The sequence below is a fragment of the Arthrobacter sp. D5-1 genome (genome assembly GCF_017357425.1).
Lineage (GTDB): Bacteria > Actinomycetota > Actinomycetes > Actinomycetales > Micrococcaceae > Arthrobacter.
Genome location: NZ_CP014571.1, coordinates 4703665 through 4723157, shown reverse-complemented (window position 1 = coordinate 4723157; position 19493 = coordinate 4703665). Strand labels below are relative to the sequence as shown.

General features: G+C 62.5%; 25 protein-coding genes. 15 read left to right on the top strand and 10 right to left on the bottom strand.

Annotated features, from left to right (window positions below; genetic code table 11):
* The first annotated feature begins 96 nt into the window (after positions 1-96).
* Positions 97-336, top strand: a complete 240-nt coding sequence (rpsR, locus tag AYX22_RS21930) for a 30S ribosomal protein S18 (RefSeq protein ID WP_003800144.1) — start codon at positions 97-99, stop codon at positions 334-336.
* Between the two features lie 18 nt (positions 337-354).
* Entirely contained in the window at positions 355-807 is a 453-nt protein-coding gene (gene rplI, locus AYX22_RS21925; protein ID WP_024818808.1) for a 50S ribosomal protein L9, read from the top strand.
* A 90-nt stretch (positions 808-897) separates the two neighbouring features.
* Here rplI and AYX22_RS21920 read toward each other — a convergent pair whose 3' ends face one another.
* Entirely contained in the window at positions 898-1320 is a 423-nt protein-coding gene (locus AYX22_RS21920) for a DUF1801 domain-containing protein (protein WP_207595546.1), read from the bottom strand.
* A gap of 71 nt (positions 1321-1391) precedes the next feature.
* On the opposite strand from AYX22_RS21920, the gene AYX22_RS21915 reads away from it, so the two are divergent.
* On the top strand, positions 1392-2243 hold the full coding sequence (locus AYX22_RS21915; RefSeq protein ID WP_207595545.1) for a PhzF family phenazine biosynthesis protein: 852 nt from the start codon (positions 1392-1394) through the stop codon (positions 2241-2243).
* A 30-nt stretch (positions 2244-2273) separates the two neighbouring features.
* Here the strand turns inward: AYX22_RS21915 and AYX22_RS21910 are convergent, their stop codons facing one another.
* Both AYX22_RS21910 and AYX22_RS21905 read right to left on the bottom strand, forming a co-directional pair.
* Positions 2274-3806: a DUF6297 family protein gene (locus tag AYX22_RS21910; RefSeq protein ID WP_207595544.1), complete on the bottom strand. Its 1533-nt coding sequence runs from the start codon at positions 3804-3806 to the stop codon at positions 2274-2276.
* Between the two features lies 1 nt (position 3807).
* A complete protein-coding gene (locus tag AYX22_RS21905) occupies positions 3808-4485 on the bottom strand; it encodes an ABC transporter ATP-binding protein (protein ID WP_207595543.1) in 678 nt (225 codons plus the stop codon).
* 58 nt (positions 4486-4543) lie between these two features.
* Between AYX22_RS21905 and AYX22_RS21900 the strand changes: the two genes are divergently transcribed.
* Genes AYX22_RS21900 through AYX22_RS21890 form a run of 3 tightly spaced genes read left to right on the top strand, consistent with a single transcriptional unit; the run spans position 4544 to position 6477 of the window.
* The gene (locus AYX22_RS21900; RefSeq protein WP_207597693.1) at positions 4544-5335 is read left to right on the top strand and encodes an IclR family transcriptional regulator; all 792 of its coding nucleotides are present in this window, start codon (positions 4544-4546) and stop codon (positions 5333-5335) included.
* A 24-nt stretch (positions 5336-5359) separates the two neighbouring features.
* Complete coding sequence (locus AYX22_RS21895) at positions 5360-5719, top strand: DUF1801 domain-containing protein (protein WP_207595542.1); 360 nt, start codon at positions 5360-5362, stop codon at positions 5717-5719.
* The gene (locus tag AYX22_RS21890) at positions 5719-6477 is read left to right on the top strand and encodes a methyltransferase domain-containing protein (protein ID WP_207595541.1); all 759 of its coding nucleotides are present in this window, start codon (positions 5719-5721) and stop codon (positions 6475-6477) included. The genes AYX22_RS21895 and AYX22_RS21890 overlap by 1 nt, the downstream gene beginning before the upstream one ends.
* A gap of 29 nt (positions 6478-6506) precedes the next feature.
* Here AYX22_RS21890 and AYX22_RS21885 read toward each other — a convergent pair whose 3' ends face one another.
* Positions 6507-6716, bottom strand: coding sequence for a hypothetical protein (locus AYX22_RS21885; RefSeq protein WP_089597024.1), 210 nt, complete (start codon positions 6714-6716; stop codon positions 6507-6509).
* A gap of 192 nt (positions 6717-6908) precedes the next feature.
* Here AYX22_RS21885 and AYX22_RS21880 point away from each other — a divergent pair, with 192 nt between their 5' ends.
* Entirely contained in the window at positions 6909-7808 is a 900-nt protein-coding gene (locus AYX22_RS21880; protein WP_207597692.1) for a diacylglycerol kinase family protein, read from the top strand.
* A 6-nt stretch (positions 7809-7814) separates the two neighbouring features.
* Here AYX22_RS21880 and AYX22_RS21875 read toward each other — a convergent pair whose 3' ends face one another.
* A complete protein-coding gene (locus AYX22_RS21875; protein ID WP_242703452.1) occupies positions 7815-8723 on the bottom strand; it encodes a hypothetical protein in 909 nt (302 codons plus the stop codon).
* Positions 8724-8933: 210 nt separating this feature from the next.
* Here AYX22_RS21875 and AYX22_RS21870 point away from each other — a divergent pair, with 210 nt between their 5' ends.
* Positions 8934-9227: a DUF4287 domain-containing protein gene (locus AYX22_RS21870; protein ID WP_207595540.1), complete on the top strand. Its 294-nt coding sequence runs from the start codon at positions 8934-8936 to the stop codon at positions 9225-9227.
* Positions 9228-9312: 85 nt separating this feature from the next.
* Positions 9313-9762 carry an SRPBCC family protein gene (locus tag AYX22_RS21865; RefSeq protein ID WP_207595539.1) on the top strand — a complete coding sequence of 150 codons (450 nt, stop codon included), beginning with the start codon at positions 9313-9315 and terminating at the stop codon, positions 9760-9762.
* On the opposite strand, the gene AYX22_RS21860 is transcribed toward AYX22_RS21865, so the two are convergent.
* Positions 9759-10709 carry a hydroxymethylglutaryl-CoA lyase gene (locus tag AYX22_RS21860; protein ID WP_207595538.1) on the bottom strand — a complete coding sequence of 317 codons (951 nt, stop codon included), beginning with the start codon at positions 10707-10709 and terminating at the stop codon, positions 9759-9761. The genes AYX22_RS21865 and AYX22_RS21860 overlap by 4 nt on opposite strands.
* Positions 10706-11956, bottom strand: coding sequence for a CaiB/BaiF CoA-transferase family protein (locus AYX22_RS21855; RefSeq protein WP_207595537.1), 1251 nt, complete (start codon positions 11954-11956; stop codon positions 10706-10708). The genes AYX22_RS21860 and AYX22_RS21855 overlap by 4 nt, the downstream gene beginning before the upstream one ends.
* Before the next feature lie 86 nt (positions 11957-12042).
* Between AYX22_RS21855 and AYX22_RS21850 the strand changes: the two genes are divergently transcribed.
* The 4 genes from AYX22_RS21850 (at position 12043) to AYX22_RS21835 (ending at position 15429) form a co-directional block, all read left to right on the top strand.
* Positions 12043-12555: a GNAT family N-acetyltransferase gene (locus AYX22_RS21850; RefSeq protein WP_207595536.1), complete on the top strand. Its 513-nt coding sequence runs from the start codon at positions 12043-12045 to the stop codon at positions 12553-12555.
* Positions 12556-12618: 63 nt separating this feature from the next.
* A complete protein-coding gene (locus AYX22_RS21845) occupies positions 12619-13695 on the top strand; it encodes an alpha/beta hydrolase (RefSeq protein ID WP_207595535.1) in 1077 nt (358 codons plus the stop codon).
* A 56-nt stretch (positions 13696-13751) separates the two neighbouring features.
* A complete protein-coding gene (locus tag AYX22_RS21840; RefSeq protein ID WP_207595534.1) occupies positions 13752-14711 on the top strand; it encodes an alpha/beta hydrolase in 960 nt (319 codons plus the stop codon).
* A gap of 91 nt (positions 14712-14802) precedes the next feature.
* Positions 14803-15429, top strand: coding sequence for an FMN reductase (locus AYX22_RS21835; protein ID WP_207597690.1), 627 nt, complete (start codon positions 14803-14805; stop codon positions 15427-15429).
* Here AYX22_RS21835 and AYX22_RS21830 read toward each other — a convergent pair.
* Positions 15415-15990, bottom strand: a complete 576-nt coding sequence (locus AYX22_RS21830) for a MepB family protein (protein WP_207595533.1) — start codon at positions 15988-15990, stop codon at positions 15415-15417. The genes AYX22_RS21835 and AYX22_RS21830 overlap by 15 nt on opposite strands.
* A gap of 10 nt (positions 15991-16000) precedes the next feature.
* Between AYX22_RS21830 and AYX22_RS21825 the strand changes: the two genes are divergently transcribed.
* Positions 16001-16357, top strand: coding sequence for a zf-TFIIB domain-containing protein (locus AYX22_RS21825; RefSeq protein ID WP_242703451.1), 357 nt, complete (start codon positions 16001-16003; stop codon positions 16355-16357).
* A gap of 6 nt (positions 16358-16363) precedes the next feature.
* Here AYX22_RS21825 and AYX22_RS21820 read toward each other — a convergent pair whose 3' ends face one another.
* Complete coding sequence (locus tag AYX22_RS21820; RefSeq protein WP_207595531.1) at positions 16364-16939, bottom strand: hypothetical protein; 576 nt, start codon at positions 16937-16939, stop codon at positions 16364-16366.
* A gap of 7 nt (positions 16940-16946) precedes the next feature.
* Positions 16947-17420, bottom strand: coding sequence for a hypothetical protein (locus AYX22_RS21815; protein WP_089597012.1), 474 nt, complete (start codon positions 17418-17420; stop codon positions 16947-16949).
* Between the two features lie 594 nt (positions 17421-18014).
* On the opposite strand from AYX22_RS21815, the gene dnaB reads away from it, so the two are divergent.
* Entirely contained in the window at positions 18015-19403 is a 1389-nt protein-coding gene (gene dnaB, locus AYX22_RS21810; protein WP_089597011.1) for a replicative DNA helicase, read from the top strand.
* Positions 19404-19493 lie beyond the last annotated feature (90 nt).

The window sequence follows — 19493 nt, the reverse complement described above, 5'->3', positions numbered from 1 at the left end:
CCCGGACTGCCGCGAGGCACCTTGGTGGCAACCGCCGTCGAACACCACCATCCCGTGGATCAATATCCACGGGCTCCATAGAAAAGGAGCTCCACGATGGCTAAGGCTGAACTCCGTAAGCCCAAACCAAAGTCCAACCCCTTGAAGGCCGCTGACATCACTGTCATCGACTACAAGGACGTAGCACTGCTGCGCAAGTTCATCTCCGACCGCGGAAAGATCCGTGCTCGTCGCGTTACTGGCGTTACCGTTCAGGAACAGCGCAAGATCGCCCAGGCAATCAAGAACGCCCGCGAAGTTGCTCTGCTGCCTTACTCCGGCGCTGGCCGCGGCTAAGGGAAGGGATTAACTAACATGGCAAAGCTCATTCTGACCCACGAAGTAACCGGTCTCGGTGCTGCTGGCGACGTTGTGGAGGTCAAGGACGGTTACGCACGTAACTTCCTGCTGCCCCGCGGCTTCGCTCTGACCTGGTCGAAGGGTGGCGAGAAGCAGGTTGAGTCCATCAAGGCTGCCCGCGCCGCTCGTGCGCACGCTTCTGTTGAAGCTGCACAGGCACAGGCCCAGGCTCTGTCCTCCAAGAAGGTCAAGCTCGAGGTGAAGGCCGGCGAGTCCGGTCGTCTCTTCGGCACCGTCAAGCCTGCTGACGTCGCTGCTGCTGTTGAGGCCGCTGGCCTCGGCGCCATCGACAAGCGCAACGTTGAACTGCCGAACCACATCAAGTCTGTCGGTTCGTACACGGCCAACGTTCGCCTGCACGAGGACGTTTCCGCTGTCATCGACCTCGAGGTCGTTGCAAGCAAGTAACGCAGTGTTACGCAGCGCAAAGTAGTCTTTGACTGCATCCAAGACCCCCACCACCGGATTCCGGTGGTGGGGGTCTTTTTTGCGGGGGAATCAGGGAGTGTGGATCTCCTCCATCACGTGCTTGTACCCGGTGCGGATCATCTCGGCCAGGGTGTCCCGGTCCACGTCGTCCAGTTTGTTCACATACAGGCACGCGGCACTGGTCTTGTGCTTTCCGAGTTCCGGTAGCAGCCGGTCTGCGTCGGGACCTTCGGTGAGGCCGTAGAGCACCAGGCTGCTCTTGCGCGGTGAGAATCCGACGGCGGCGGCGTCGCCTTCGCGGCCGCTGTCGTACTTGTAGTGATAGCTGCCGAAGCCAACGATCGACGGCCCCCACATGACGGCTTCCTTGCCGGTGATGTCACGCATCATCTCCAGCAGTTCGAAACCGTCCGCACGCCGGGTCGGGTGCTCCACGGCGGCCAGGAATTCTTCCACGGACACGTCCGTGGGCTGGGTCTTGTTCTCTGCCATAGGGGTAGTTTTGCAGACCCGGGGCACGTGCGTCAGCAAAACCGGCCAGCAACCGGTGATAGCCTGCACCGGTGACTTCAGAAGCCCTGCGCAGCCGCCCGTTCCACCAGGTGGACGTCTTCTCCGACCAGCCTTACCGAGGCAACCCGCTTGCCGTGGTGGTCGATGCCGAAGGCCTCAGCACAGTCACAATGCAGCACTTCGCCAACTGGACCAACCTTTCCGAGACCACGTTCCTCCTGCCTCCCACGGACCCACTGGCGGATTACAAGGTGCGGATCTTCACAGGCAGCGAGGAGTTCCCCTTCGCAGGGCATCCGACGCTGGGTTCAGCACATACCTGGCTTCAGGCCGGGGGAGTGCCCAAGGCTGACGGCGTCCTGGTCCAGGAGTGCGGCGCCGGTTTGGTGAGGGTGAAGCACGACGCCGGGCGGTTGGCTTTCGCCGCGCCGCCGCTGACGCGCTTTGGCCCGGTTGATGACAGTATCAGGGTCCAGCTCGCTGCCGGCCTGCGTCTTCCGGACGAAGCTCTGTTGGACGCCTCATGGCTGGTCAACGGACCCACATGGATCGGCGTGCTCCTCGGTTCCGCGGAACAAGTTTTGGCCATCGAACCGGATTTCGCTGCCATGGGTGACCTCAAGGTCGGTGTGATCGGACCGCATCAACCGGGTACCGGCGTCGACTTTGAAGTCCGTACGTTCATTCCTGGCGACGCCATGGTGGAAGACCCGGTCACGGGCAGTTTCAATGCCGGCGCTGCGCAGTGGTTGATCGGCAGTGGCCGGGCGCCTGAAGAGTACATTGCAGCCCAGGGCACCGTGCTGGGCAGGGCAGGCAGGGTCCATATCACAGCGGAGGACGGCGAGATTTGGGTTGGTGGAGCGTCGGCCACGTGCATCGAAGGAACGGTGCTGCTCTAAAGGCTTCCCACGGCACTGCCCGCACCGCTGTCACGTGCGCTTGGGCCTCGACAGCACCACCACCAGGAAGATCCCTGAACTGAACACGGCCTGCACCATCAGGACGGTCGATGGGACGTACCCCAGATAGAGTGCCACGAGCAGCGGGATGGTCGCCAAAATGGTCACGTCCAGCCCCCGCAGCAGGGAGCCCAGCTGCGCTCGGGGAACAGGACCAAACGGAGTCTCAACCGGCGGGGCGGTCCAGTCCGGTGGCGTTCTGGTGGCCGCGCGGAGAGTTCCCGCACCCATGCCCACGCCTGCCAGGGCACCGACCAGTATCAACCACGGATCCGCTGCGCCGAGGAGAACCAACAGCCCACTGAGCACCGCCATCCACAGGGACATGGCAAGGCAAGGCATGAGCGCGCGACTGGTCCTGACCAGTGCCGGATGCAGTGGAAGCATGGCGTCGAGCTCAGGAACCAGGGCGGTCTTCCGGGCCACGGTTCCCATCCCGGAAGCCGTGGCACACCCCGCGATCACGATGACCGCCAGCTGCACGAACTCCGGCAGCCCGCCTTCCACCGAAAGCATGGCGATGCAGGCAACAAGCCACAGGAGGGGTGGCATCAGCGGAGGATTGAGTCTGAAGAAGGCAACCGCATCAGCACGGATCAGCGCCCTGAGGGGGCCGTGCGTGTGCCGGGCGTAAAAGCGGGCCGCCCTGCCGCCGTCGACCCTTTGACGGCCGCCGCTCAAGGCGCGCAGCACCTCATTGGCGTCCATCATGAACAGCGAAGCCCCGGCATGACCGGCCACGGCTCCGCCGCGAACCAGCTCTTCACCCCGCACGCGTCCGGACCGCGGCACAACCAGCGCCGATAATCCGACGGCGGCAAGGCCCACCAGCGCTGTTGGCCACGGAGACCACGACAGCGCGGGAAGGAACGAGCACCCCAAAGTCGCCGCGGCAGTGGTCGCCTTACCCAGCCGGGGTCCCAGTAGGCCGAGCTGTTGCACGGCCGCCAGAACCACCGCAATGGCGCCGGCACCGCCAAAAGTGAGTGCAGCGAAAACGTGTTCAACGGGGGCGCGGTCAATGGCGATAACCATGCTGAAGGGAAGGTAGATGATGGCCGAACCGGCTGCGGTAAGCGCGACTTTGCCGAGGAACGGCGGCAGGACCATGGGGCGGCGATCCACCGGTAGAGTCAGCCACCAGGTGCTCTCCGCACCACTCACTGCCATGGGTCCGAACTTGCGTGCCAGGTTGCTGATGGACAGAAGGACCGCGAAGGTCACGGACGTCCACAACACGGGTTCCGGCAGGACAAGCCATTGCTCGCCAATGATGCTGCCGGTGGCGGAAGCGCGGTCCGCGATTTCGTTGCGCAGCGCTAGAACGAACGAGGCTGCGATGGTCAGGGACACGCCGATGCCGAGGCCCCAACTGTAGGCATCGACGAACCTGTCGCTCCACGAGATCCGACTGCGTTTGTAGCGTCGGGCGGACTTGCGGGTAAACCGGACGATGTCAGCAGCCAGCTCCCTGTTCCGGCCTGACGGTTCAAGCGTGATCATGTCAGGAGCCGGCAATGATCGAGGCCCCCTGTTCCGGATCGAATACCTGGACTTCCTCGTCAATAACCAAACAGGATGAGGCGGTAGCGAGCAGGAGCTGGGGATCATGGGTCACCAGAACCACTGCGCCACCCTCTTTGGCGTGGGCGGCGATGCGCTCACCGAGGGCCACCCGCATCCGCGGATCGAGCCGTTGCTCCGGCTCATCAAGGATCAGGAGCGACGACGGACGGATCAGCCCCGCTGCCAGCAGCAGCCGGCGCCGCTGGCCCGAAGAGAGGGCGTCAGGGATGGCGTGCGACCTGCCCTGGAGCCCGAAGAAATCCAGCTCTTCCTCAACACGCGCTTCGGGGTCCTCCAATGAATGGCCGCGGGCGATGAGGAGGAGGTGCTCCCGAACTGTGAGGGACGGGAAGAAGAGGTCGTCGTCAAACACTGCCGAAACTTGCCGGCGGAAGGGAACGGCGTCAGGGTCGATGAGAAGGCCGTGGACTTTCACGTCGCCGGCCAAGGACGCCTGCCGTCCCGCAAGAGTACGGGCTACCGTGGACTTCCCGGCGCCGTTGACACCCACGATTCCCAAGACTTCACCCGGATCCACGGATGCAGAAACTTCCCCGCACACCGGAGCCCCGGCGTACCCAACCAGCAAGCCTTCGGCTTCCAAAACTGTCCCCATGATGCAACCCTACCGGCGGGATTGGCGCGACCTTGCCGGAGCGTTTAGCGTGAGTCTTATGTCCGCATCCGATGCTTCCGTGAAGGCCAACGGCAACCCTTTGCTTGTCCTGGGCAAGATCACGTCCATCCTGGATGCTTTCTCGTTGTCCAAGCCGGTACTGCAGTTGGCAGACATCCGCGAATCCACCGGCATGCCCACGTCGACGGTGCAGCGACTGGTCACGAACCTCACGTCGCAGGGCTTCCTGGACCGGGAAGGCGATGCGTACCGCATCGGCATGCGGATGGCCTACTGGGCGGCGCCGGCAACCCGCGGTATGGACGTGGTGGACATCCTGGGTCCGCTGCTCAAGTCCCTTCGGGACACCACCGGCGAGACTGCGTGCTTCTTCAAAGCAGAACAGCACTACCGGGTCTGCGTGGCCATGGCAGAAACGCATCACGCACTCCGCCGGGAGATGCACTTGGGAAAGATTGTGCCGCTTCACGCAGGGTCGGCAGGCAGGGTGCTCCTGGCCTGGTCGCCGGAATTGATGGAAGCCGTGCTGCGGGATCCGTTGGAGTCCATCACGGATCACACCATCACCAGTTCCGAGGAGCTCGAAGCGGCGGTGAAGAAGACCCACGCTGACGGGTTCGCCATCACTGTGGGTGAGCGGGAAGACGGCGCATCAGGGCTATCCGCGCCGGTTTTCGATTCGGCCGCCGGCTTGGTGGGCGCCGTCGCTATCAGCGGGCCAACTCTTCGGATGCCGCGGGAGACATGCGAGGCTTGGGTGGAGCCCCTGCTGGCTGCCGCTGAGCACATGACCAGGCTGATCGGTGGACGTTTCCCCGGCGAGAGCTGATTAACAACGTAAGGGAGAATGACGATGGCCGGGAAACACTCCACAGTGGACGCCTACATCGCAGCCCAGCCTGAGGCCACCCAGCTGATCCTCAAGGAGATCCGCAGGAGCATTCACGCAGCAGTTCCCGATGCCGGCGAGATGATCAGTTATGACATTCCCACAGTCACCATCGATGGGCACTATGTGGTGTATTTCGCTGCCTGGGCACACCACATTTCGGTGTATCCGGTCCCTCGGGGAGACGAAACGTTGAATAACGAGTTGGAGCAGTATCTGTCCGGGAAAGGAACCTTGAAGTTCCCTTTATCCAAGCCAATCCCGTACCAATTGATCAGCAGGGTTGCTGGCCAGCTCGCGGCGGAAAGACGACGGAAACACTGATGCGTGATTTTGAGACTTTGGTGGCGGAGGCCGGGGAAGCCGACGTGAACGGCTGGGGATTCGCCTGGCTGGACGGGCGGGCAACCGAAGAACGTCCGCCGTGGGGATATGCGAAGTTGCTGGCGGGCCGCCTTGCCGCTGTCCGGAGTGCCTTGGACCTGGACACTGGTGGCGGCGAGGTGCTCTCAGAGGCCACCCAGTTTCCTGAACTGATGGCTGCCACCGAGGGCTGGCCGCCCAACGCCCAACGCGCCCGTGGGTTACTGGGGCCGCGCGGAGTAGACATCCTGGAGACGACAGCCGGTTCCGGCCTGCCTTTCCCTGACAGTTCCTTCGAGCTCGTGACCGCACGCCACCCGGTCAGGCCCGACTGGAAAGAAATTCACCGCGTCCTGATCCCCGGTGGCTGCTATTTCGCCCAGCATGTGGGACCGGCGTCGGCCTTTGAACTGATTGAACACTTTCTGGGGCCTTTACCGGAACAGCGTAAGGGGCGGGACCCCCAGGCCGAGGCAGCGGCTGCCGAAGCCTCCGGCCTCACCGTCACGGACCTCCGCACCGCCCGGTGCCGGATGGAGTTCTTCGACGTGGGCGCCGTGGTGTGGATCCTGCGCAAATGTGTGTGGTGGGTTCCCGATTTTTCAGCAGAACGCTATCTGGGCAGACTGAGGGAAATGGATGAGCAGATGAGGTCCGGGCGCCCGTTCGTTGCCCACTCAACACGGCATCTGATGGAGGCCCGGAAAGAGCTTAAGTAGCCGGCCCATGCAGCAATGCCCTAGGGGAATCAGAGCAGTGAACGCGCCTCAAGATCTTCCATGGCCCAAGTGAGGATCTTCAGGTCGAAGGGATCCCGCTCTTGGATGCCAAAGAGGTAGGCGTCGAAATCCCACGGCCTGGCGTTTCCGCCGTTGGCCCAATACCAAGCCCATAAATCGTCCAGGGTGATCTCATGCTCCATGACCAGCGACCGGGCCGTCTGGCGTGAGTCTTCCATGAACCTTTCCCGACCCCTGACACGGCACTAACCGCATCAGGCTGATTGACGTGATCTTGCTTCTTAAGGTGCATTTTCATGCTTGCACGTTCAGGGCCCATCCGAAACCCCAGCGGCTTTGGGAATACTATGGGAACTTCCGAGGGAAACTATCGCCTGAAGAGGGACCTCGCAATGAATCAGGAGCACACTGTGGATTCTGCCCGGACCTTTGAGTCGATCGTCATCATTTTTAACCCCAACAGCACGGGGGATGCGCCTGAGTTGGCGCAGCAGTTGCATGACCGGCTGAAGGAGCTCCTCTCCTATCAGCCTGAGATCACCCTCCAGCCCACCGAACACGCCGGACACGCCGTCGATCTGGCGAGGGAAGCGGCCAGCAAGGGCGGCGACGTCCTGGTGGTGTCCGTCAGCGGCGATGGCGGCTACAACGAGGTGGTTAATGGTGTGATGCAGGCCGGGAACCCCAAGGCTGTCTGTGCAGTCAGGGCTGCCGGAAACGCCAACGACCACAGCAGGATCATGTCGACGAAACCGTTGGAAGAGGCCATTGCCGAAGGCCATGTTCACCACATTGACCTTCTCCGCATCCACACGGGCCAAAACGAGAATGAGCCCCTCGAATATGCGCATTCCTACATCGGATTCGGCTTGACCCCTGTGGTGGCCACCGAACTCGAAAAGGGCAGTAAAGGTGCGTTGACGGAAATGGTCACCGTGATCCAGACGTTTTCCAAGTTCGAGCCGTTTGGCATTCGCTTGGCTGACGGGAAGCGCCGGAAATTCGACAGCCTCGTCTTCGCCAATATCAATGAAATGGCCAAGTACGCCACGCTCAGTGAAGCCGCAAACCACCCATCCGACGGGAAGTTTGAGGTCATCACTTTCCCGCATATGCCCAAGTGGCGCGTTCTCCTGACTGCGCTCAAGGCCACCACGCAGGGCTTGGGTGACCAACCGAGCATGAGCAAGTATGAATTCACCACGCTCAAGCCCCTGCCGTATCAAATGGATGGCGAGGTGAAGAGCGTTGAAGCGAACGTCAAGGTCACGGTGGAGTGCGCTCCCCGCGCCCTGGCCACTCTCGGCTAGGCACGCTTAGCCCGCAGTGGCGCATGCGACGGTGACGAAGTCGTAGATCCGGCCACGGAGTTCATTGGACGCCGCGATCTTCACCAACCCCTGACGTTCACCCACTGTGACCCTTAATGGCAAGAGTGTCCCCACCTTGTCCTCGGCGACGGCATGTGGGTCGCAGCGCGCAGGTCTCATGTGCAAGGCCAAAACGCGTGTGGCGTCACCGGGTGCGATGGTGACGTTCCGCGGCCAGGGATCAGAGGGTGTCTCCGCCAGAAGGGTGGTTCCGTCGATCGATTCAATGGTGAGGCTTTTCGCGGATCCACCCGGCGTGGCCGGCGTCATGACAAGGCGCACGACGGCGGTGCGGCCGTCCGCTGCCACCTCAAGTGCGGGGTCCAGGACCATTGAGGCGACGGCGGCAGCTTCTGCTGCGAGGCACAGTTCGCCGGCGTTTCTGGCGAGGACGTTGAAGGGATCGGAAGCCTCGGTGATCCCGTCCACAGGTTCTTTGCCCGTTGCTGCGTAGGTGATCCTGGCGTTGAGTTCCGGTGACGCTGTGCCGGATGCTTCGCAGGCGGCCCCCGGCAAAGCAGCAGGAAGGCTTTTGGGCTGACGCGGCGGCAGCTCCAAGCTGCCTTCCAATGGTTCCCAGGAAATGTCACCGTCAAAAAGCGTGGATCGCAGCCGGGCGGCGGTCACCGTCAGGGGAGCGTCCGTGGTGTTGGTGAGCTGCAGCATGATGGCCTGCTTGCCGTATTGGTCCCGAGACTGGTTGACCTCAACGTAGATGGGTCCTGGGCTTCCGCTGGAGGGTTCCGAAACGGAGCCGCCGCCACCAGTTCCGCCGGAGTCGCACGCGCCCACAAGCGGCAGTGTCGCGGCGAAGCCCAGACCCGCCGCAAGGGAACGCCACCCTCGGCTCATCATGCGATCAGTGTAGGGGCGCCGCCAAGCAGCGCGGTACCCTCGCCGGAACCGCGGGGTCCGCCGCTGAATTGGTCTGGCTCTGATTCGTGGACGGCGGGTTCTTATGGATCCGGCCGCGCTGGGATTTCGGTACGCCCTGGTGGCGGTACGCTATGGCTCACGCAGACTTCGCAGTAATGTCCCTGAAATCTAGAACGAAAGGCCACGCCGATGTCATTCCAGGCTTATCTCGACGCCATTGAAGACAAGACCGGCCTCACTCCGAGGAAGCTCGTTGAAATCGCCGAATCCAAGGGATTCAGTGACCCTTCGGTGAAGGCCGGGACCATCCTCGAATGGCTCAAGGCTGATTATGATCTTGGCCGCGGCCATGGAATGGCGCTGGTACACGTCATTAAGAAGGGCCCACAGATCGACAGCAAGCATGTGGGTTCGGACGGCACGCACCGGGACGAGTCGGACATGCTCTGGCTGGACGGCAAGGCCAGCAAGCCACAGCCGTGACCGGGAGCGGCCTATGGCGGCCAATCCATAAGCATGCTTAGCTTAGTGTCATTGCCGTGGCCGTATCTGCTGAGAAAGGGTCCACATGTCCACCGTGACGCAGTTGTTCAGATCCCCCGCCGCCGACGTCTGGGACGTCATCGAGGACGGGTGGCTCTATCCCGGCTGGGTGGTGGGTGCTTCACGGATCCGCGCCGTCGACGATCAGTGGCCGCAGGTGGGTTCCAAGCTGCATCATTCCGTTGGGTCTTGGCCCTTCCTCATCGATGACAGCAGCAGGGTCACTGCTGTGGAACCTGGCAGAAAGCTGGAAATCCTCGCGAGAGGATGGCCTCTGGGCGAAGCCAGAATCCTGATCACCTTGGAAGACCTTGGCGGTTCCCAGTGCCGGGTGTCCATTGCAGAAGACGCCGTCCGCGGCCCGGGAAAATTGATACCCAAGGCACTGCGGGACCCCGTGATAGGAGTGCGGAACCGCGAGACGCTCAAGCGTCTGGAACTTATGGCTGCGGGCGGAGCGGGCAAGAAGAGCTAGGCTGGCCTGACCCAGTCAAAAGCCTCAGCCTTGGACCGCGCTCCCTGGGCTGCCTTGGAGCGGTTCGGTTCACCCAACTCGGCCAGGAGTTTCTCCGAAAGCACCACAAGTTCCCCGAAGACGTCCGGACCCAACCACTCAGGGCGGGTCGCAAAGAGAATGTCTTCACTGGACGTATTGCCACTGGCGCCGGGTGCGAAAGGGCAGCCGCCCAGTCCACCAAGGGCGCCGTCCACCATGGCGGCTCCGGCCTGAAGAGCGGCAAGCGTGTTTGCTACACCCAAGCCCCAGGTGTCGTGGCCGTGATAGACGATCCTGCGTGCAGGTGACTCGTCCCGAACCCGGGTGATGAGCCGGGAGACCTGCGCGGGCACGGCTTGCCCCAAGGTGTCGCAGATGACTATGTCCGTGGTGCCTTCAGCCCGCGGATCATTGGCGATGGAGAGAACGCGCTCTTCGGGAACGTAACCCTCGAACGGGCAGGTGAAGGAGGTGGCAATGCACAGTTGGATCTGGCCAGCCACCGCCCGCGCGTACTCAACGGCTTCGGGAAGTGCGGCCAAGCTCTCATCAGTGGTCCGCCCAATATTGGCCTTGTTGTGCGAGTCGGAGGCCGACAAGCAGTACTGGAAGTTCCTTGCTCCGGCGGCTGATGCTTTCGCGACGTGACCGGGGGTGGCCACCCAGATCCAGCACTTCTCCAGTTCCTCGGGGGTGAGGGCCCGGACCACGTCAAGTGTGTTGGCCATGGTGGGGACCAAATCTGCGCGGGCCATGGAACCCAGCTCAATGGCGGGCACTCCCAGCCGCAGCAGTTCCCGCACCGTCTCGATCTTCCGTTCGGTGGGCAGGATCTTCCCGGTAAGCTGGAGCCCGTCGCGCAGCGTGACGTCCCGAAGAATGGCGTTGCCCAGCGTGGTGGCCAGGGGGCTTTCGAAGTTGTTCATGGTCGGAGGGCCTCCTCGCGGCCGGAGGCCGCACTGATCTGCGCGGCATCCATTTTCAGGAATCCGCCAAGGATTTCCTGTGTGTTTTCGCCCAGGTCCGGGCCGAGGTTTCTGATGGGCAGGGACTGGTCCCCGATCACCGGAACGATGCCCGGGAAGCCCACCCCCGGAAGAATTTCCTCGCCGGTGGACACGTCGAACTTCTGGATCATGTTGCGGGCCGCATACTGGGTATCCGTGCTGATGTCCGCGGCGGTATAGATCGGTCCGGCCGGAACTCCTGCGGCCTCGAGGGCCGCCAGCGCCTCAGCACCGGAAAGCGCAGCTGCCCACTCGCCGATGGCCTGGTCAAGCTCCTCTCGCTGGGCCCAGCGCCCGGCATTTGTTTGCAGCGAAGGGTCTTCGGCGAGATCAGGGCGACCGATGGTCTGCATATACCGCTGAAAAATGGAGTCACCGTTGCCTGCCACCACAATGCTCGCGCCGTCCTTGCACACGTACGCGTTGGAGGGAGCAATGCCCTCCATCCGGCCGCCCACACGCTGACGGTCCACGCCGTAAGCCTGATAGTCAGGGATCAACGATTCCATCATCGAGAACATTGCCTCATTCAGCGCAACGTCGATGATGCGCTCGGTGAGCGGAACGCCACCGGCCGAGTCCCGGCGTCGTGCTTCACGCTGGTACAGGCTCATCACGGAGCCGAAGGCGGCGTACAGGCCCGCGATCGAGTCGCCGATCGAGACACCAACACGAACGGGAGCGCGGTCCGGGTCGCCCACCAGGTTGCGGAACCCGCCGTACGCTTCGGCGACGGCGGCAAAACCGGGCCGCTCGGACAGCGGCCCCGTCTGCCCGAAGGCAGAAACGCGCGTGACGATCAGCTTCGGGTTGGCCTGGTTGAGGACCTCCGGTCCCAGGCCCCACTTTTCCAAGGTGCCGGGCCGGAAGTTTTCCAGGAGAATGTCGCACTTGGCCACCAGCTCCAGCACGGCCTGCTTGCCCGCGTCGGTGCGGAGATCCAGGACCACGGACTTCTTGTTGCGGTTCAGTGTGCGGTAGAGCATGGACGTGGTGCCCTTGTGCAGGCGCCAGTTACGCAGCTCGTCGCCGGTGCCGGGCCGCTCCACCTTGATGACCTCGGCTCCGAAGTCGGCCAGCAGCCTGCCTGCCGTGGGTGCGGCAATGTAGTTGCCGAGTTCCAGGACCCGGACGCCGTCCAGTGGGGCGATGGTGTGATGTGTCATGGGCTTCCTTAGTGCGGGGCGTCGCCTATCCCATATTATGGGCTGCAACTCATAATGAAAGTCTTTTGCTCAAATAGACTAAGCCGGTGTACTTCACTATCCGGACAGCCCGCCCAGCCGATGTACATGGCATCCTCGCCGCGGACATCGCAGCTGGGCGGACATCTCTCAGTGAGACTGAGCGATTTGCTGATGGCATCCTCGCCGCGGTCGCCGACCCCACCCGTCTCGTCGTGGTGGCCGAAGCGCGTGATGACACCACCGCGGAAGGTGGGTCCGGCGTCGTGGGTTGGGCGAAAACGCATTACTGGGACTACGCGGACGGCCCCGCGCCGGCCGGGCATTACCTGGGGGGCGTCACCGTGCGGCCTGAATTCCGGCGGATGGGCCTGGCGGCGCAGCTGACTGAGGCCCGTCTCCACTGGATGTGGGAGCGGGCGGAGTTCGCCTGGTATGTGGTCAATGCGCGCAATGAGGCGTCTCTGGCGTTGCACCGAAGATGGGGATTTTGGGAGGCCGCGCGGGGCGCCCGTTTTCACACCGTAGCGTTCGACGGCGGCGAAGGAGTGCTGCTGTCGGCGGCACGGCCGCAGGGCTGACGTCGGCAAACGCCGCGGCGGCCTTAGCATGGTCCACAGGTGCACCGACCGGGGGAGTGTGTGATGGGACCGTTGGAATCGATCCAAAGAAGTACAGATGAGAGCCGATCAGCAGGAGCGGGACCACGTTCGCGGCCTCCGCGGGTACGGTCATCGCGGCTGAAGAAGCTGGACGTTGCGATTCTGCTGGTCCTGATCGTCCTTCTGGCACTGTCGGCTACCCCGTGGCCGTCCGCGATGCTGATCCGCAGTGTTTTTGAGCGTGGGGCGCAGGCGACCATTGATGAGATGACCCCTTACGTGCCGGATACGCCTCTGCAATCCCAGGCCGGCGTGGTGTACAAGCCCGGGTCCACCTTTGATGTTTTCAGCCCGGAAGGGACCACCGCGCCGCTGCCGACCGTGGTGTGGATTCATGGGGGTGCCTGGATTTCCGGAGCGCAGCGCGACGTGAATCCGTATCTCCAGATCATCGCCGCCGAGGGTTACACCACCATCGGCATGAGCTATCCGATCGCTCCCGAAGCCACCTATCCCACTGCCGTGCGTGACATCAACGACGCCCTCGCCTACATCAAGGACCATGCGGCCGAACTGAATGTGGACACCAGCCGCATTGTGCTCGCCGGTGACTCTGCCGGGGCCCAGCTTGCCAGCCAGATGACCACGCTCACCGTAAACCCCGAGTACGCCAATCTGATGGGGATCCAGCCTGCCCTCCAGAAGTCGGAGTTGGCCGCCACCATCCTCCATTGCGGTGTGTACGATCTCCGGGCCATGGCTGACCTCAACGGCATCGTTGCCTGGGGGTTCAAGACCTCCCTTTGGGCCTACACAGGCACCAAGGACTGGTCCGCGACCTACGCCGGGGCCACCATGTCCACTATCGACTTCGTCACCGACGACTTCCCGCCTACGTTCATCAGCGGGGGCAACGGTGACGGGCTCACATGGCTCCAGTCCGTGCCCTACAGCAACCGCCTCAAGGATGCCGGCGTTCCGGTGACCGAGCTGTTCTGGCCAGCCACCCATGAGCCGGAGCTGCCGCATGAGTACCAGTTCCACCTGAACTTCGATGAGGCGAGGGAGGCGCGGGACAAGACGTTCGCTTTCCTGTCCACCCACGCCCCGCGGCGCTGATCGTCCGGTTCCTGGAAAAGTTCAAAGTATCTCCATGATGGAACTATTATTGGAGTATGACCACCTCCCTTAAAGTCCCACCCGCCACACGCAGGCCGGCGCTCTTTTGGGCCTCTGTCCTGTGTGTTGGCGCCTTGGTTTTGGTGCCCCTGTGGATGTTGCTCGGGAATCCCGCTGTCCTGCGCGGACACCCGTTGCTGCCCGCGCTGTTGGTGACTGCCGTCGTCGTCGGACTTCTTTGGGCTGTTCTGCTGTGGCGCCGCCGCCGCGCGTCCCGCAAGCGTTCGGCACTAAGGGCTGCAGGCGCGTGGGCCGGGCGCGTGGCTGTGCTGGCCTTGGTGGCCATGCTCGTTTGGCTGAATCCCTTCGCCTACCAGCAGGGCGCCGTAGCGACGGGATCGTCTCCCAAGGCCTCGGTGGCTGACGAGCTGACGGCGATTGTCATGAGGCCCGAAGGGGCGCCGGCCACCAAGGGGCTCGTCTTTTACCCCGGCGCCCGCGTAGAGGCTCGGGCGTATGTGGACATCCTCAAGCCGGCAGTGGATGCCGGGGTCCTGGTGGTGATCCTCAAGACGCCCCTCAATCTCAGCTTGTTGGACGGAAACCAGGCCCGTGGCGCCATGGTTGCCCATCCGGAAATCTCCACGTGGACTGTTGGAGGTCATTCGCTGGGCGGGGTCAGCGCGGGTTCATTTGCCCTGTCCAACCAGGACGTGGACGGCCTGCTGCTCTACGCCTCCTACCCGCTGGACTCCATGTGCGACCGCACGGGGCTGAGGGTCCTGTCCATCTCGGGCTCCGAAGACGGACTCAGTACGCCTGGGAAGATCGACGCCTCCCGCGAGCTGCTGCCCCGTGACGCCGCCTTTGTGGAAGTCCAGGGCGGTAACCATGCGTTCTTCGGGGACTACGGGCCGCAGCCCGGCGACGGCGAACCCGGCGTGGGTCGCGACGTTGCCCAGGGGCAGATTACGGCGGCCACGGTTGCGTTCCTGACGGGGATCGAGGGCGGCTAGGGCCTCCCGGGAATAGTTTCGGGCATGCGCCTGTTCATTGATTTAGATGCAAACGCATGTAAGCTGGATGAACAAGCAACAGGAGAATGCCATGGAAACCCGCCGCATCACCGTCCTTTCCGCCGGACTCGGTGTCCCGTCGTCGAGCCGCCTGCTGGCCGATCAGCTGGCCGCCTCCGCCGAGCGACAGTTGCGGGCTGCAGGGTATGACGTGAAGATCGACACCGTTGAACTGCGTGACCTTGCCGTGGATATCGCCAACAACTTCGTCACCGGCTATGCCGCGCCACGCCTCGCTGAGGTGATTGCCGGCGTCGATGATTCCGACGCCATCATCGCCGTCAGCCCCGTCTTCAGCGCCTCCTACAGTGGTTTGTTCAAGTCGTTCATCGACGTGCTGGACCCGAAGTCGCTGGATGGCAAGGCTGTTCTGCTCGGCGCCACAGGCGGCACCGATCGCCACCAGATGGTCCTCGATTACGCTATGCGCCCACTGTTCACCTACTTGCGCACCAGGATTGCCGCTACGGGCGTGTTCGCGGGACCCCAGGACTGGGGAAACACCGACGACGGCGGCTCGCCCCTTTCGGCGCGCGTGGACCGCGCTGCGGGAGAACTGGTGCAGTTGCTCAGCGGCCCGCAGCCGAACCGCAAGCCCGACGCCCTTGAATCACTGCCGTTCGAACAGCTGTTGGCAGGTATTTCAGCGGGTCGGTAGCCCGCCATCAGGGGAGTAGTGGAAGTACCCGACCTGCCACGCCTGGGTCTTCCGTGCCTGGGGGTTGATAGTGACGGACCACGGAGGATAGACACGGAACCCGCGCTTCCCGCCTCTTCCGCTGAGGGAACTGATGCCGTGAGTGACCACGGCGGACCGGGGAAAGACGAAGTGACCGGTGTTTTCCCCTTCCCGGACGGAGATCACCAAAGTGTCGGCGTCGTTGGCATCCGGGTGGTCGGCCGGGAACGGTTCCGTACCTCCGGCAGCTGACCGCCGCCACACCGCAACGAAGAGTCCCACCTTGGTCGGCGTAACCTTGCCCACCCTGAAACGGATCACTGCATGCCCACAGGTGGACGTTGCGGCGCCGTACTCAGAGTTGTCAGGCTCGGGAACGGGGAGGGAGCACGTCTTCCCCAGGAGGTTCATAAGCCGGTGCGCTTGGAGGACATCGGGATGAACCATCGGATCAGTATGCACGTGGTGCTGGGTGCTTGGTGAATCCCACCCCTTGGTTGGCCCGAACTTTTTCACGCGGCTGATCGTTGGGGCAACCATGAAGTGTCCTGTGGATTCCATTGACCTGGTGATGAGCGAACGAAGCGGCGTGGAGATTGACTACTGCCCGCAATGCAGGGGTGTGTGGTTGGACCGTGGGGAGCTGGACAAGATCATTGATCGCGTCGCAGCAGAAACCATCCCTGCCCCTGCCCGGCCTGCGGCCGCGCCGTCCCAGCCCCCCGTCGCGCCGCCGCCCCTCTACAATCCGTTTGAGTCCCGTCCGCAGCAGCCGCGCTATGACGACAGGGACAGGCGCGACTACGACCGACGGGATGGCGATCGGCGCGAAGGCTACGATCGCGATGGGTACGGCCGTAAGCGCAAGAAAAAAGAAGGCTTCCTTGGAGACCTCTTCGACTTCTAGGTTTTCCTAGTCGTCCAACAGCTCAATAAACTCGCGGGCTTGTTTGATGGTGATGTCTGAGTGGCGCGTCAACGCTATGGCTGCGCCCTCAACATCTCCACTTTTGGCGAGCGTCCGGATTCGTCCGTAGATCTCATCGTTGAGCATGTTGCTGCTCACTTCCCGCGTCACCTCGCCTTTGCTGACGATCGCCCTGTAACGGTAAGGAAAGCGCTCGGGCTCGTCATCGTCCTCAGCCAGCAGGTCCTTGGCGGCCGGCTCCGGCGTGAAAGGCTGCGGGTGGGCAGCCAAGGCGCCAACCGCTTCACGCGAGGCACGCAGGCCTTCGCCAGTGGCCTGTAAGTAGAGCTTGATCGCTGCCATGCCCTGTCCGCGGGCGATCAGGGAGTAGAGCTGGCGGTGCTGCTCCTGGTTGAGCTTGGCGGCAGATTCCCTGGCTAGCTCGACGGGATCCTTCGGGGCGTTCGCGGCTGCCACATCCGCTGAGGTTTCAGCAGAACGCTTGGTGAAAGAGCGAATGAGCAGGAGCACGCCCGCAATGACCGCAATGAGGATCAGGAGCGGGATGAGGATGGAATCCATGGCGTTGTCAGAGCCGATCTACGTAGTTCTTGGCGGTAAGCAGGTCCGAGTGGGTGGCTTGGCGCAGAACCTTGATGGCCTCGATTTTCTTGCCGCTGCGGACCAGGTTTTGGAGCTCGAGCGCCAGCTGCGGGTTCAGTTGGCCATTGGGAAGGACGGCAGGCTGGTGTCCGGTCTGGCCGGCAGCGTGTGAACGGGCGGCCTGGGCCTGAATAGCGGACCTGGTGTTCTCCGCCTGTTCCCGGTGGCTTGCCTCATTCTGGCTCGGCTTGGTGGTGGCTTCAATCCGGGCGCGCAGGGCCAGCGCCTCCTGCACTTGGGACGCTTGGTGCGCAGCCGAACGGGCTGCCAGTTCACGTTGATACCTCTCCGCGTCCGAGACGCCGGTATCACGCGGTTTGAAGGCCGCCGTGAGTGCCCACAACAGGCCAACGAGGACTAGAAGCGGAAGGGCAAGCGTCAACACGTCACCAAAGTTCATCCCCATGCTTAGAGCTTATGCCAGAACTTGGTTATCCACAGCACATTCCACTTCCGGCATAGGCTTCTGAGACGGTGGTGTCAAATTTAGGGCCGGTTTGTAAGATGCATCACATTTGCGGCATGTTTGGGGTGCTTTCCGCCCTTCATGAGGCTCAGAGTGGCGGAGCGTCTGTGGATGAAATTGCCCCAAATCTTTCTTTAGTCCACAGCTTGTGATGACTGTTTCCGCAGGTCAGACGCTATTTTCCTGTAAAAGAATTTCTCTATCCACAGGGTAACGCACAGTCTGTGCACAACGAGGGGCTGGTATTCCACAGGTTTTCCACAGGGGGTGTCAGGCGCCTGCTGTAACGTGTCTGGAGTGTCCATTTTGGATGCGAATATCCCTTGTTGAGTTCCCCGGACGCTGCTCCAACCACCATTGGCAGCGGGCTTGGGGAATCGGCTGTGGATAACTTGTGGATACGGAATGCTATTTTGTCGGCCCTGCCTGACATCGTCAGAGACACCGGCGGACTTAGTCACCACACACTGCGCTTTACGGGCCGCCGGGGAGTAAATCTCTGCAGCGGTACACAAATGGAGGACGGCTTTGTCAGTTACGCACTTGGACTCAATCGAGGGCACACGCGCTTCGGACTCGAGCCGGAAACCTCCCCAGGACATCCCTGCAGAACAGTCGGTACTTGGCGGCATGATGCTGTCCAAGGATGCGATCGCGGATGTCGTCGAGATCGTCCGTGGGCATGATTTCTACCGTCCGGCCCACGAGACCATCTATGAGTCCATCATTGACCTCTACGGTCGTGGCGAGCCGGCCGACGCCGTGACCGTCTCGGACGAACTGACCAAGCGCGGTGAGATCAACAGGATTGGCGGCCCCGCCTACCTCCACGAGCTCATCCAGACAGTGCCCACCGCGGCAAACGCTGGCTACTACGCCGAGATTGTTGCCGAGCGTGCTGTCCTTCGCCGCCTTGTTAACGCCGGCACCAAGATCGTCCAGATGGGCTACGGCCAGGACGGCGAAGTGGAAGACCTTGTCAACCAGGCCCAGGCCGAGGTCTACGCTGTGGCGGAAAAGCGCACTGCAGAGGACTACGTGGCGTTGAAGGACGTCATGGAATCCACCGTGGACGAGATCGAAGCTTCCGGTCACCGCGGCGAAGGCATGACCGGTGTTCCCACTGGCTTCTACGAGCTGGACGAACTGACTCACGGGCTCCACCCCGGCCAGATGATCGTCATTGCAGCTCGTCCTGCCGTAGGTAAGTCCACGTTCGCGCTGGACTTCGCCCGTTCTGCCGCCATCAAGAACAACCTGGCTACAGTCATGTTCTCCTTGGAAATGGGCCGGAACGAGATCGCCATGCGTCTTCTGTCCGCAGAGGCCACTATTGGTCTGCAAGACCTCCGTAAGGGCACCATCAAGGACGAGCAATGGTCCAAGATCGCCACCACCATGGGTCGCATGAACGATGCTCCGCTGTTCATCGATGACAGCCCCAACATGTCCCTGATGGAGATCCGGGCCAAGTGCCGCCGCCTGAAGCAGCAGCACGACCTCAAACTGGTGATTCTCGACTACCTCCAGCTCATGAGCTCCGGCAAAAAGGTGGAATCCCGCCAGCAGGAAGTTTCCGAGTTCTCGCGTGCGCTTAAGCTGCTTGCCAAGGAGCTCCAGGTTCCCGTCATCGCCCTGTCACAGCTGAACCGTGGTTCCGAGCAGCGCCAGGACAAGCGCCCCATGGTGTCCGACCTCCGTGAATCCGGCTCCATCGAGCAGGACGCCGACATGGTCATCCTGTTGCACCGTGAAGATGTCTACGACAAAGAATCGCCCCGCGCCGGCGAAGCGGACATCCTCATTGCCAAGCACCGTAACGGTCCCACCAAGGACATCGTTGTTGCTTTCCAGGGCCACTACTCGCGTTTTGCCAATATGGCAGGCGATGCAGGCGCTGGCGGCGGCGGCTTCTAGCCTCCACGGCATGGTCCGGGGCGACCAATGAGGGCCAGTAGTCTAAGTGGACTCCGTGACTGCGGGCGCATACTAAGAATTATTGGGGAA

Coding starts and splice junctions, on each gene's coding strand:
- rpsR (WP_003800144.1), top strand. CDS start 97: ATGGCTAAGGCTGAACTCCGTAAGCCCAAACCAAAGTCCAACCCCTTG.
- rplI (WP_024818808.1), top strand. CDS start 355: ATGGCAAAGCTCATTCTGACCCACGAAGTAACCGGTCTCGGTGCTGCT.
- AYX22_RS21920 (WP_207595546.1), bottom strand. CDS start 1,320: ATGGCAGAGAACAAGACCCAGCCCACGGACGTGTCCGTGGAAGAATTC.
- AYX22_RS21910 (WP_207595544.1), bottom strand. CDS start 3,806: ATGATCACGCTTGAACCGTCAGGCCGGAACAGGGAGCTGGCTGCTGAC.
- AYX22_RS21905 (WP_207595543.1), bottom strand. CDS start 4,485: ATGGGGACAGTTTTGGAAGCCGAAGGCTTGCTGGTTGGGTACGCCGGG.
- AYX22_RS21900 (WP_207597693.1), top strand. CDS start 4,544: ATGTCCGCATCCGATGCTTCCGTGAAGGCCAACGGCAACCCTTTGCTT.
- AYX22_RS21895 (WP_207595542.1), top strand. CDS start 5,360: ATGGCCGGGAAACACTCCACAGTGGACGCCTACATCGCAGCCCAGCCT.
- AYX22_RS21890 (WP_207595541.1), top strand. CDS start 5,719: ATGCGTGATTTTGAGACTTTGGTGGCGGAGGCCGGGGAAGCCGACGTG.
- AYX22_RS21885 (WP_089597024.1), bottom strand. CDS start 6,716: ATGGAAGACTCACGCCAGACGGCCCGGTCGCTGGTCATGGAGCATGAG.
- AYX22_RS21875 (WP_242703452.1), bottom strand. CDS start 8,723: ATGATGAGCCGAGGGTGGCGTTCCCTTGCGGCGGGTCTGGGCTTCGCC.
- AYX22_RS21870 (WP_207595540.1), top strand. CDS start 8,934: ATGTCATTCCAGGCTTATCTCGACGCCATTGAAGACAAGACCGGCCTC.
- AYX22_RS21865 (WP_207595539.1), top strand. CDS start 9,313: ATGTCCACCGTGACGCAGTTGTTCAGATCCCCCGCCGCCGACGTCTGG.
- AYX22_RS21860 (WP_207595538.1), bottom strand. CDS start 10,709: ATGAACAACTTCGAAAGCCCCCTGGCCACCACGCTGGGCAACGCCATT.
- AYX22_RS21855 (WP_207595537.1), bottom strand. CDS start 11,956: ATGACACATCACACCATCGCCCCACTGGACGGCGTCCGGGTCCTGGAA.
- AYX22_RS21845 (WP_207595535.1), top strand. CDS start 12,619: ATGGGACCGTTGGAATCGATCCAAAGAAGTACAGATGAGAGCCGATCA.
- AYX22_RS21840 (WP_207595534.1), top strand. CDS start 13,752: ATGACCACCTCCCTTAAAGTCCCACCCGCCACACGCAGGCCGGCGCTC.
- AYX22_RS21835 (WP_207597690.1), top strand. CDS start 14,803: ATGGAAACCCGCCGCATCACCGTCCTTTCCGCCGGACTCGGTGTCCCG.
- AYX22_RS21830 (WP_207595533.1), bottom strand. CDS start 15,990: ATGGTTGCCCCAACGATCAGCCGCGTGAAAAAGTTCGGGCCAACCAAG.
- AYX22_RS21820 (WP_207595531.1), bottom strand. CDS start 16,939: ATGGATTCCATCCTCATCCCGCTCCTGATCCTCATTGCGGTCATTGCG.
- AYX22_RS21815 (WP_089597012.1), bottom strand. CDS start 17,420: ATGAACTTTGGTGACGTGTTGACGCTTGCCCTTCCGCTTCTAGTCCTC.